We start from the raw sequence: 11,155 nt of genomic DNA, 5'->3' as shown, positions 1-11,155 counted from the left end.
AGCCGAAGCCGAAGCCGAAGCCGAAGCCGAAGCCGAAGCCGAAGCCGAAGCCGAAGCCGAAGCCGAAGCCGAAGCCGAAGCCGAAGCCGAAATGGCAGCGGAGCCGGTTCTGGAAGAGGTTGCAGAACCTGTTGCTGAACAACGGGATGAACCCGCGCAGGAGAAGAAGGGCGGATTTATGCCCGCTCTACTGGGTGGTGTTATCGCCGCCGGGATCGGGTTTGTCGCAGGCAGTGCTGGTCTGTTCGGATCGGACAACTCGGATGAGCTTGCGGCGCTTGAGGCGAAGATCAACGATCAAACCAGCCAGATTGAAGCGTTAAAGAACGCCCAGCCCGACACGTCGGATGTAGACAGTAAGATCGCCGCACTGACCGATCAGGTTGCTCCGCTGAGTGCTGAGCTCGACACGCTGAAATCCAGCCTCGGCGGTTTGGCGGGTAAAATTGACCCTCTGGCCAGCCGGCTAAGCGATCTGGAAAGCAATGCGCTGACGCAGGGGGCGTCGGCCGAGACCTCGGCTGCGTTTGAAGCCGAGCTAAAGAAATTGCAGGAATCTCTGGCCGCGCAGCGGGCCGAGGTGGAAAAGATGGTCTCGGACGCGCAAGCGCTTGAGGCTCAGGCGTCGACCAAGGCACAGGCGGCCGCAAATGCAGCACTTCTGTCTCAGGTGCACAGCCAACTGGACGCGGGCCAGCCCTATGAAGGTCTGGTGGCCGAACTGACTGCCGGCGGTGTGACCGTGACCGAGGCGCTGTCGGCCCCGTCAAAAGATGGTGTCCAGACTCTGGCCGAATTGCGCGCGTCTTTTGCACCCGCAGCCCGCGCGGCGCTGGCAGATGCACGTGACGCGGACAAGACAACCGGGCTGGTTTCTTTCCTGAAACAGCAGACCGGCGCGCGCTCGGTCACTCCGCAAGAAGGTGACGGCCCCGATGCGGTTCTGTCCCGCGCCGAGGCTGCTGTGGGCAACGGAGATATCGCTGCCGCGTTGAGCGAGCTCAAATCCCTGCCGGAATCGGCGCAGGGCGCGATGGCGGAATGGGAACAGGCGGCCCAGACGCGTTTGGCCGCGGTGGACGCCGCAAATGCGCTGCAATCCAGCGTAAACTCGAACTGAAGGACCTGCCATGCTGTGGTCATTGTTAAAGATCCTTGTTTTTGTAGCGATTATCGGCCTGCTGGCCCTGGGCGCCATGTTCCTGATGGAAACCAGCGGCGGCGTGCAGATTACCGCGTGGGGTCAAGAATTCACGCTTGGGCCGTTGCAATCGGTGATCGCGCTGGGCGTGCTGGTTGTGCTGATCTGGGTATTCTTCAAACTGCTGACCCTGCTGATCGCGACGCTGAAATTCCTCAACGGGGATGAGACCGCGCTGTCGCGTTATTTTGACCGCAGCCGCGAACAGCGTGGGTATCAGGCGTTGACGGATGGGATCATGGCGCTGGCCTCGGGCGAGGGGCGGATCGCCATGTCCAAGGCCGCCAAGGCCGAAAAGCTGTTGAACAAGCCCGAGCTGACCAACCTTCTGGTGGCACAGGCGGCCGAGATGAATGGCGACACCAAGAAGGCGTCTGAGACCTACAAAAAGCTGGTCACCAATAACGCCACCCGTTTTGTCGGTGTGCGCGGAATCATGAAGCAGAAGCTGGCCGAGGGCGACGACGACACCGCACGCAAACTGGCCGAAAAGGCGCTGGCGATCAAACCGCGCCACGCCGAGACGCAGGATATCCTGCTGGGCTTGCAAACCAAATCTCAGGATTGGGCAGGCGCGCGGTCGACCCTGACCGCCAAGCTGAAGGCGGGCCACCTGCCGCGCGACGTGTTCAAGCGCCGCGATGCGGTTCTAGCCCTGTCCGAGGCCAAGGGGATTCTGGACGAAGACGCCACGGTCGAACAACGCGAACACGCGATCGAGGCCAACCGCCTGTCGCCCGATCTGGTGCCCGCCGCCGCCATGGCCGCGCGGGCCTATATCGAAAAGGGCAAACCGCGCGCTGCGACCAAGATCCTGAAAAAGGCGTGGGAGGTGCAGCCGCACCCCGATCTGGCCCATGCCTTTGCCGAAATCGCACCGGATGAAACACCCGCCGCGCGGATCAAGCGCTTTGCGGCCCTGACCCGCATCCATCCCGAAAACCCTGAAACCCGTCTTATTCTGGCCGAGCTGAACATCGTGGCCGAGGATTTCCCCGAAGCCCGCCGGGCGCTGGGCGATGTGGTTGAAAAACAGGCCGATGCCCGTGCCTATACGCTGATGGCCGCGATTGAGCGGGGCGAGGGTGCCTCGGACGCGGTGGTGCAGGGCTGGCTGGCCAAGGCGCTGAATGCGCCGCGCGGGCCGCAATGGGTCTGCGACAATTGCCATGACATTCAGCCTGAATGGGCCCCGGTTTGCCAGAATTGTCACAGCTTTGACACGCTCAGCTGGCAGACCCCGCAAACGCCCGAGATTGCCACGGCAACAGGCGTTCACATGCTGCCGCTGATCGTCGGTGCGCTTGAGGACAAGGCCGAGCCTGAAGCAGAAATCGAAGAGGTTGACGACACGGCTGAGGCCGAGGTCATTGAGATGGAGGTTCAGCCCGTCCGACCTGACGCGGAACCGGCGGTCAATGCCGATGGTGAGCCTGTGGTCGAAAAGCAGGCTTAACGCGCTGTCTCGACGTCAAAGGCATCATTCCACAGTTTGAACAACTCGGCCCGGCGGTTCTGGTCCCGTGCGACCAGTAGCGCCGGGGATAGCGCGATAAAGCGCCGGGCGCTGGGCGTCAGGTTGGTATCTTCTGTGTCCATCGGCGCGACAAGGCCAGATGCGGCGAGCAGAGACTGCGCCTGGGGGGACAGCAGAAAATCCAGAAATTCGGTCGCGGCGTCTTTGTTACGGGCCTGTGCCGGGATCATGAAGGCGCGGGACAGGACAAGGGTGTAATCCTCGGGCAGGATCACACCCACGCCCGGCGCGTCGGCATTGGCCACGTAGGACCCCAGCACGTTATAGGCAATCAGGAACCGTCCGTTGGCCACGTCGCGGATAATCTCGGACGAACAGCAGGTGGCCACCGCATCGATGCGGGCAAAGCCTTCGATCAGGGACCCAAAGGTCGTGGCCTCAAGACTGTCGCCATAGGCAAAAAGATAGCCCAACCCAGAAGCCGCGATGTCATATGTCGCCACCCGGCCCCGCAACAGATCGGGTTGGGTACGCATCGCGTCCAGCAGGGAAAACCGGTCGCGTGGTACGTCCTGATCGTTCAGAAGGGTTTTGTTATAGGCGATGACGGCGGGTTCGGTGGTGATGCCCCACAGCTCATCCCGCCAGCGTCTGGCATCCGGCAGTGCCTCGGTCAGAGGCGAGCTGTATCGATGCCCGCAGGCGGAGTTGACCAGCCAGACCATCTGTTGAATGGCCGAAGAAAACACCACATCGGCGGGGTCTTCTCCGTCCCTGCACACCATGCGGCTGTGCTGAAACAACGCGTTCGATCCCCATTGTTCATAGGTGATCGAAAGATCGGGGTTGAGCGCGGCGAACCGTTCCACAACCGGCGCGATGATGGCGATATCGGTGGTCGAGCGGATCAGCATCGGCTCATCCCCACTGCCGAAACGCGCTGTCGCCTCCTGCGCGTGCAGGGGGGTGGTGGTGAGGCAAATTGCTATCAGCAGCCCTCGGATCATCGCGTACCTCGTTTGGTTTTGGGAAAGCTGAGTGCTGCGCGAAATCCGCTCTCATCGCGGTGCATTTCAACCTTGCCGTCAAAGGCTTCGGCGGTGGATTTCACGATGGACAGGCCCAGCCCGGTGCTGTCTTCACCCGAACCAGAGGTGCGGTTGAACCGGTCGCCCAACTGATCCGCAATGGGGGTTGCCGGGCCACAGCCCTGATCGCGCACCCACAGGACGGCGCGGTTATCCTCGACCACGGCACCAATGCTGACCGGGGGTTTGCCGTGCCGCAGCGCGTTGCCCAACAGGTTCTTGGCGGCTTCGCCCAGCGAAAAGGCGTCGGCATTGACCAGAATTGGCGCTTCTCCGATGTCCAGACGCACCTCGACCCCGGGCGCGATAACCTCGTGGTCGCTGTGTTCCAGAACGTCCAGTGCCACCTCGCGCAGGTCGACGGGGCGGCGGGGGGCGCTGTCGATACGGTGGATGACCATGGCGCGAGACAGAAGCTGATCCAGCAGCGTGCCCAGCGACCGGGTCCGCCCCAACAGCCGGTCCAGCGCCCGCTTACGGGCCGGCGGATCGGGGTCGTCCTGTGCAATTTCGGCCTGAACGCGGATCGCAGCCACAGGCGTGCGCAACTGATGTGCCGTGTCAGCGATCAGGTTGCGCATCGTGTCCACTTGCCGGTCCAGACGGCCCATGAACCGGTTCATTGCGCTCAGCATCACTTGTAGTTCGCGCGGCAGGCCATCGCTGGCCATCGGCGTCAGGTCGTGCGGGTCGCGCCGGGTAAGATCCTCGGACAGGGCCTCAAGCGGGCGCAGGGCGGACCTCGTGACAAACCACGACATGATCAGCAGCAAAGCCCCGGCAACGCCCATGGGCAACAGCGCATCCCGCATCAAACCGGCGGTCATGGACTGCCGCGCACGCAGGGTCTGGCCCACCAGCACCTCGACCTGGCCTGAGAAATCCCGTTCGGCAAACAGCCGGGTGACGCGGACAAAACGCGCAGGTTCGGTGTTCAGATCAGCTGAGAAATACAGCGGCGTGCCCGCCTCATCTGGCACTTCGATCACCGTGTCGCGGTCGAGCCCGGTGATAAATGGCCCACCGGGTACCTGCACCGCATAGAAAATCCGGTCATCGGGGGCTTGCGCCAGCAGTTGAAAGGCCGAAACGGGCAGGTCGACAAAGGGCTCTCCGTCCTGAATGCGCACGGATTCCGCGATGTCCGTGGCCGCGCCCAGCAGCAGCCGGTCATAGGCTTGCCGCGCCGCCAGCCGTCCATTGGCCCAGATGGACAGGGCCACCAGACAGCCACCCAGTATCAGGATCAACATCACCGCGCTCAGCACCCGCGCGGTCAGGCTGTGGGGCAGGTGCAGCTTAGCCATCCAGACCGATCCGATACCCGACCCCGCGTTGCGTGGTGATGCTGACCGCACTGCCCGCGAATTTCTTGCGCAGCCGGGCGATGTAAAGCTCAATCGCGTTCTCGCCCACATCTGCGTCTTCGAAACCGTAAAGCGAGTCGTACAGCCGCGCCTTGGACAGGAATTGACCCTCGTGCCGGATCAGGGCGTCCAGCACGGCGGCCTCACGCGCGGTCAGGGTCAGGCGTTTGCCGTCCAGCGTGGCGCTGCGATCCTTGGGGGCGTAGATCAGAGGGCCCAGCGTGATTTGCTCGCTCTTGCGGTCAGCGTCACGACGGACGAGGGCGCGCAGCCGTGCCTCTAACTCGCGCTGATCGAAGGGCTTGCCCAGATAGTCGTCGGCGCCTTTGTCCAATGCGGCCACACGATCCTCGACCGAGGTCAGCGCGGTCAGCATCAGAACCGGCGTGCGATCCCCCGCCGCACGCATCTTGCCAAGGAAATTCAGGCCGGATCCGTCGGGCAGATTGATGTCCAGCAGCATCGCGTCATAGCTTTGGACCGCGCGGAAATCACGGGCCGAATCCACGGTGGTCGCCAGATCGCACACGACGCCGGACCGAGCCAGATGGGCGACCACGCCCTCGGCCAGATCTTCGGCATCTTCAACCATCAAAACGCGCATGACCCCTCCCGTAATCAGACGCCGAACCCGTGACAGGTTCGTGACAGCATTATTCGGTAAACAGTTCCAACCCGCAAGGACGCGTCCCTGTAGGCAACGGTTTCGGCCCTGAACGGGCGGCGCGTTACCCTATCCGATAGAACGCTTGTGCGGTGCCTCCGAAAACCTGTGCATTGTGATCCTTGGGCACGAGCGCGGTGTGACGTTCCAGAAGATCGGCATACGTGGATGACAGGCTGTCCACCGGAAAGTTCGAGCCAAACATGCAGCGATCCGGCCCGAATTGGCTCAGGCAGGTCTCAACAATGGGTCTGACGCTGTCCGCGCTCCAACCATGATCGAACATCCCAAGCCCCGATAATTTGCACGTGACCTGAGGCAATCCGGACAGCGATTGCAGCGCCTTTGCCCAACCCTCGATCCCCTGCACGGATCGGTCATGCGGCGACCCGGCATGGCACAGGGCGACTTTTGTCCCGGGGGCCTGATCCAGCACTTTGGTGGTGCGTTCCATCAATTCAGGCAGCAATTGCAGGTCGAAGGACAGACCCCGGTCGCCCAGCTGTTTCAACCCTTCCAGAAAACGAGGATCGTCCAGCAGGTCATTTGTACCTGACAGCTGATCTTCACCTGGCGCGCGGCCAATGATTTGGCGCACGCCGCGCAGCGAGGACAGGGTTTGCAACCGATCCAGCTGATCTGGCAGGTCCTCGGCTGTCAGGTCGCAAAACGCCACCTGCACCAGCGGCCAATCGGGGTTTTTGTCAGCAACGCTCTGAACCCACTGTGCTTCGGCCCAAGGGTCGGCGGCACCGACCTGAATATGGACCGATGCCATGAGCCCCGCTGCCTGCTTGCGAAATTCAGGCAGCAGATAGTTGCGCTGAATCGGGGAGGGGTCACCAAAAAAGCGGACCGCGCCCTTTTCCATCAGCCACGGGTAATGCACGGCGTTCAGGTCCCAAAGGTGATGATGCGCGTCTATTTTCATGGTTTCGATCCCGGCTATTCAGACCACAAATGGGTCTTGCAGCTATTTACGGGAATGCGGATCGCCGATGAAGCACCATTTTTTCGTCGGACCTGCCCCTTATTTCCGGTTAGCTGGCAGATCGTCGCGCTTTTCTTCAAGAACCGAGTGAAACAGCGCCGTCAGTTCCGATCGTTGGATAGGCACGTGTTTCTGCGGGAAAACCTCGGGCTGTTTCTGCATGCCCTTGCGGGTGTCGACCTGCGCCTTTTTGAATGCGGCAAAGCGACTGAAAAGCGATTTGATATGCATCGTCCTGGCCCTCTAAAAAATTCGATCTCAAAAAACTTGCCGCTGCGGACCTGATCCGAACCCGTTGGTACGAGGCTCTAGGATCGATGATCCGTGAGCGGTGATCCGCAGCGACAGGGGCCATTTACGCGCCGGATTTTTTCGAACAAGGGGGAAGAAACCGGAGTCTTGCGTCATATTTTGAAGGGAAAATCAAAAAGTGAAGGTAAAACTTACCTTTACGTAAAGAGGCTCATCCGTAAACCATTTTTCGCGACGTCGCGTCATTTTCTTCAAGCGGAAAACCCAGACAGACATGGGGCAACGAAAGCCCGAATCCTTTGAACGTACAGCACAAGCCCGTACCCCGTTGGACAAGGGAACTGCTCTGTTTTCAATGTCGGGGATATGGTGCCCAGGAGAGGACTCGAACCTCCACGTCCATACGGACACTAGCACCTGAAGCTAGCGCGTCTACCAATTCCGCCACCTGGGCAGGTGTCGTGGAGGGGCGTTTAAGCTGACTGGCCGGGGGCGTCAACCGGATTCTGTGAGTTTTAAAACTTTTTTGACCGGCACCGAAATTGCACCGGATCGGCCTGTGATCTCGCTGACACGCGCGGCGATTTAGCGTCTTGTTTGACAGGGGTCTCGACGCTAATTGTGATGCAAAGCCACCCAGCAGGAGCCATAGAATGTCGAAACTCGTCACCATTTACGGCGGATCGGGATTTGTCGGTCGCTATATCGCGCGCCGTATGGCCAACAAGGGATGGCGGGTGCGGGTTGCCGTGCGACGCCCGAACGAGGCGATGTTCGTCAAAACCTATGGTGTGGTAGGACAAGTCGAGCCCATTCTGTGCAACATTCGCGATGACGCGTCGGTTGCCGCAGTGATGCAGGGGGCCGATGCGGTTGTGAACTGCGTCGGGGTTCTGAACGAGATCGGCAAGAACGAATTTGGCGCCGTTCAGGCCGAGGGTGCCCAGCGGATCGCGCGGATCGCGGCCGAGCAGGGCGTTGGCAAAATGGTGCATATCTCGGCCATCGGGGCGGATCTGGATTCGGACAGCGCCTATTCCCGCAGCAAGGCCCAGGGTGAAGCCGGGGTTCTGGCGCATATGCCCGATGCTGTGATCTTGCGCCCCTCGGTCATTTTCGGGACCGAAGACCAGTTCTTTAACCGCTTTGCCGGCATGACCCGTATGGGCCCGTTCCTGCCGTTGGTCGGGGCCGATACCCGGTTTCAGCCGGTCTATGTGGATGACGTCGCCAAGGCGGCTGTACAGGGCCTTCTGGGCGAGGCCCGGGCCGGAACCTATGAATTGGGCGGCCCCGAGGTCAAAAGCTTCCGCGCGTTGATGCAGCAGATGCTTGGGGTGATTCACCGTCGTCGGGTGATCATCGGACTGCCCTTCTTTGCGGCCCGGATCATGGCGGGTGTTCTGGATATCGTGAAATTCGTCAGCTTTCAGCTGTTTCCCAACTCCATCCTGACGCGCGATCAACTGAGGAATCTGCGTCGTGACAACGTGGTGTCCAAGGGGGCCCGTGGTTTTGCCGATCTGGGCATTGAACCGGCGGCTTTGGAATCAGTGTTGCCCGACTATTTGTGGAAATTCCGCCCCTCGGGCCAGTATGACGAGATTCAGAAATCGGCCAGCAATCTGCGGACCTGATCAGCTATAGGCAATCGCCAGCAGGATTGCGCCCAGAATCACCCGATAGATGACATAGGGCGTGAAACTGACACTGCGCAGCAGGCGCATCATCAGGGTCAGCGCCAACAGGGCCGAAACAAAGGCAAAGGCGGCGGCAATCGCGCCATCCTTTGCCAGTTGCGCATCAGCGTGGCGGATCACCTCGGCGGACATCAGTACGCCCGACGCCAGGATCGTCGGGATTGACATCAGCATCGCAATCCGCGCCCCATCCTCCCGCCCATAACCCAGATGCCGTGCGCCGGTGATGGTGATGCCGGACCGTGACGTCCCGGGGATCAACGCCAGCACCTGCCACAATCCCATGATGAGCGCGTCGCGCGGACCCCATTCCTGCGCCTGTTTTGTCTGAGGGGCTTTCTGATCCACCCAATACAGGACCAGCCCGAAGATCAGCATGCTCCACGCGATCACGGACATCGACCGCAGGGATTGGCTGAGGCCGGTTTCAAACAGAATCACCCCACCGATCACAGTGGGAATCGTTGAAATGATCAGGCACATCGCCAGCCGGGATTGCGGGGTATCGGCGCGCCCCTTCAGTGCCCGCGGCAACCCGGCGGCGGCCTGTTTCACGTCGGACCAGAAATAGACGATCACGGCCCCCAGCGTGCCCACATGAACGGCCACATCAATGGCCAGTCCCTGATCGTCCAGACCTGTGAGGCTGGGCAGCAGGATCAGGTGACCTGACGATGAGATCGGCAAAAATTCAGTGATACCCTGAATAACTGCCGCAAGAATCAAGTGAAAAAGACTCATTTTGCCTGCCGTGCTGCCGTCACGTATTCTTTGCGAGCTATGGGTATAAGCGCAGTGGAGAAAAGGAAAGCGCGCATATAGGTCCGATTCGGAACTAAAAATACATGAGGCTCCCAAATAATTTGTGACACCTCGGCGTTTTTCTTCAAAATAGGTCAGTACATTTGACTTTTCAAATCAAACTGTATCTCTTAAAGAGGTCAAACTCAGCCAATTCATGGAGTAAGACCCGTGGCAAAGCAGCCGATGTTGAAATTTGTGCAGATTGATCGCGTCATGCCGGAAAAGCGTGCCGCTGATGACCGCAAAGAAGACTTTGACGAAATCTATGCTGAATTCGCATCGGCCAAAGCGGAAGAGCAGGCCAGCCGCTGCAGCCAGTGTGGTGTGCCGTACTGTCAGTCCCATTGCCCGTTGCACAATAACATCCCGGATTGGTTGCGCCTGACCGCAACAGGGCGTCTGGAAGAGGCCTATCAAACCAGCCAGGCCACCAATACGTTTCCTGAAATCTGTGGCCGCATCTGCCCGCAGGACCGCTTGTGCGAAGGCAATTGCGTGATCGAACAATCCGGCCATGGCACGGTTACCATCGGCACGATTGAGAAATACATCACCGACACCGCCTGGGACAAAGGCTGGGTGAAACCGGTTGTTCCCGGGGCTGAGCGCAGCGAAAGCGTTGGCATCATCGGTGGCGGCCCCGGAGGGCTGGCAGCGGCGGATATGCTGCGCCGTGCGGGGATTCAGGTCACCGTCTATGACCGTTACGACCGCGCGGGCGGTTTGCTGATGTATGGTATTCCGGGCTTCAAGCTGGAAAAGGACATCGTGCAGCGCCGCAATGATCTGCTGGCAGATGGCGGTGTTACGTTCGAGCTGAATTGCGACGTCGACGCCACGAAATTCGAAGAAATTCGTGGTAAGCATGACGCTGTGATCATCGCGACCGGCGTCTACAAGTCCCGCGACTTGTCCATGCCGGGCAGCGGTCTGGCCGGTATTGAAAAAGCGATCGACTTCCTGACCGCCTCAAACCGCAAAAGCTTTGGCGATAGTGTGGAAGATTTCGACAATGGTCGTCTGAATGCCTCCGGTAAAAAGGTCGTCGTGATCGGCGGTGGGGATACGGCAATGGATTGCGTGCGCACCTCGATCCGGCAGGGCGCGACCTCGGTCAAATGCCTGTACCGTCGCGACCGCGCCAATATGCCGGGTTCGCAGCGTGAAACGCAGAACGCGGAAGAAGAAGGCGTGATCTTTGAATGGCTCAGCGCCCCCAAGGGCTTCACCGGCGACGATCATGTCTCGGGCGTGATGGTGCAAAAGATGCGCTTGGGCCAGCCCGATGCCACAGGCCGTCAGGCCCCCGAGGTGATCGAAGGCGCGGATTATGTCGAAGACGCCGATCTGGTCATCAAGGCGCTTGGGTTTGAACCCGAAGATCTGCCCACCCTGTTCGGCCAGCCCGACCTGCCCGTGACCCGCTGGGGCACCGTCAAGGCGGCCTTCCAGACCGGCGAGACCGAGATGGACGGGGTATATGCCATCGGTGACATCGTGCGCGGCGCCTCTCTGGTCGTGTGGGCGATCCGCGACGGGCGCGATTGTGCCGATGCGATCCTCGATCGCTTCAACGCCAAAGCTGCGGTCGCAGCGGAATAACCCAGCGCT

10 protein-coding genes and 1 tRNA gene are annotated in these 11,155 nt (G+C 60.4%); 5 read left to right on the top strand and 6 right to left on the bottom strand.

The genetic code is table 11. From position 1 onward, the window contains the following. A partial coding sequence (locus ACRZ94_RS20515; protein WP_480798200.1) for a COG4223 family protein occupies window positions 1-1,120 on the top strand: 1,120 nt, incomplete at its 5' end. 10 nt (window positions 1,121-1,130) lie between these two features. Further along, on the top strand, window positions 1,131-2,657 hold the full coding sequence (locus ACRZ94_RS20510; protein ID WP_480798199.1) for a heme biosynthesis HemY N-terminal domain-containing protein: 1,527 nt from the start codon (window positions 1,131-1,133) through the stop codon (window positions 2,655-2,657). On the opposite strand, the gene ACRZ94_RS20505 is transcribed toward ACRZ94_RS20510, so the two are convergent. From ACRZ94_RS20505 to ACRZ94_RS20490, 4 genes are all read right to left on the bottom strand, one after another. Further along, window positions 2,654-3,685 (bottom strand): ABC transporter substrate-binding protein, encoded by a 1,032-nt coding sequence (locus ACRZ94_RS20505; protein ID WP_480656724.1) that lies wholly within the window; start codon window positions 3,683-3,685, stop codon window positions 2,654-2,656. The two genes, ACRZ94_RS20510 and ACRZ94_RS20505, sit on opposite strands and share 4 nt — an antisense overlap. After that, a complete protein-coding gene (locus ACRZ94_RS20500) occupies window positions 3,682-5,073 on the bottom strand; it encodes a sensor histidine kinase N-terminal domain-containing protein (RefSeq protein ID WP_480656723.1) in 1,392 nt (463 codons plus the stop codon). Before ACRZ94_RS20500 ends, ACRZ94_RS20505 begins: the two co-directional genes overlap by 4 nt. Next, entirely contained in the window at window positions 5,066-5,737 is a 672-nt protein-coding gene (locus ACRZ94_RS20495) for a response regulator transcription factor (RefSeq protein WP_480656722.1), read from the bottom strand. The genes ACRZ94_RS20500 and ACRZ94_RS20495 overlap by 8 nt, the downstream gene beginning before the upstream one ends. A gap of 124 nt (window positions 5,738-5,861) precedes the next feature. Beyond that, on the bottom strand, window positions 5,862-6,728 hold the full coding sequence (locus ACRZ94_RS20490; RefSeq protein ID WP_480798198.1) for an amidohydrolase family protein: 867 nt from the start codon (window positions 6,726-6,728) through the stop codon (window positions 5,862-5,864). On the opposite strand from ACRZ94_RS20490, the gene ACRZ94_RS20485 reads away from it, so the two are divergent. Beyond that, entirely contained in the window at window positions 6,708-7,073 is a 366-nt protein-coding gene (locus tag ACRZ94_RS20485) for a hypothetical protein (protein WP_480798197.1), read from the top strand. The two genes, ACRZ94_RS20490 and ACRZ94_RS20485, sit on opposite strands and share 21 nt — an antisense overlap. 334 nt (window positions 7,074-7,407) lie before the next feature. Here the strand turns inward: ACRZ94_RS20485 and ACRZ94_RS20480 are convergent. Beyond that, window positions 7,408-7,494, bottom strand: a tRNA-Leu gene (locus ACRZ94_RS20480). Window positions 7,495-7,693: 199 nt separating this feature from the next. On the opposite strand from ACRZ94_RS20480, the gene ACRZ94_RS20475 reads away from it, so the two are divergent. After that, a complete protein-coding gene (locus ACRZ94_RS20475; RefSeq protein ID WP_480798196.1) occupies window positions 7,694-8,677 on the top strand; it encodes a complex I NDUFA9 subunit family protein in 984 nt (327 codons plus the stop codon). On the opposite strand, the gene ACRZ94_RS20470 is transcribed toward ACRZ94_RS20475, so the two are convergent. Continuing rightward, a complete protein-coding gene (locus ACRZ94_RS20470; protein WP_480656718.1) occupies window positions 8,678-9,481 on the bottom strand; it encodes an undecaprenyl-diphosphate phosphatase in 804 nt (267 codons plus the stop codon). Window positions 9,482-9,712: 231 nt separating this feature from the next. Between ACRZ94_RS20470 and ACRZ94_RS20465 the strand changes: the two genes are divergently transcribed. Further along, window positions 9,713-11,146, top strand: coding sequence for an NAD(P)-dependent oxidoreductase (locus tag ACRZ94_RS20465; RefSeq protein WP_480656717.1), 1,434 nt, complete (start codon window positions 9,713-9,715; stop codon window positions 11,144-11,146). The last annotated feature ends 9 nt before the right edge of the window (window positions 11,147-11,155 follow it).

It is taken from the genome of Ruegeria sp. CH10, assembly GCF_056537125.1.
Note: the sequence above shows the minus strand (reverse complement) of the source record. Positions and strands in the feature narration are given on the sequence as shown.

What these genes read in the sequence shown, in the direction of transcription:
- ACRZ94_RS20475 (WP_480798196.1), top strand. Translation starts at nt 7,694, where the DNA reads ATGTCGAAACTCGTCACCATTTACGGCGGATCGGGATTTGTCGGTCGC.
- ACRZ94_RS20505 (WP_480656724.1), bottom strand. Translation starts at nt 3,685, where the DNA reads ATGATCCGAGGGCTGCTGATAGCAATTTGCCTCACCACCACCCCCCTG.
- ACRZ94_RS20500 (WP_480656723.1), bottom strand. Translation starts at nt 5,073, where the DNA reads ATGGCTAAGCTGCACCTGCCCCACAGCCTGACCGCGCGGGTGCTGAGC.
- ACRZ94_RS20470 (WP_480656718.1), bottom strand. Translation starts at nt 9,481, where the DNA reads ATGAGTCTTTTTCACTTGATTCTTGCGGCAGTTATTCAGGGTATCACT.
- ACRZ94_RS20510 (WP_480798199.1), top strand. Translation starts at nt 1,131, where the DNA reads ATGCTGTGGTCATTGTTAAAGATCCTTGTTTTTGTAGCGATTATCGGC.
- ACRZ94_RS20485 (WP_480798197.1), top strand. Translation starts at nt 6,708, where the DNA reads ATGATGCGCGTCTATTTTCATGGTTTCGATCCCGGCTATTCAGACCAC.
- ACRZ94_RS20490 (WP_480798198.1), bottom strand. Translation starts at nt 6,728, where the DNA reads ATGAAAATAGACGCGCATCATCACCTTTGGGACCTGAACGCCGTGCAT.
- ACRZ94_RS20495 (WP_480656722.1), bottom strand. Translation starts at nt 5,737, where the DNA reads ATGCGCGTTTTGATGGTTGAAGATGCCGAAGATCTGGCCGAGGGCGTG.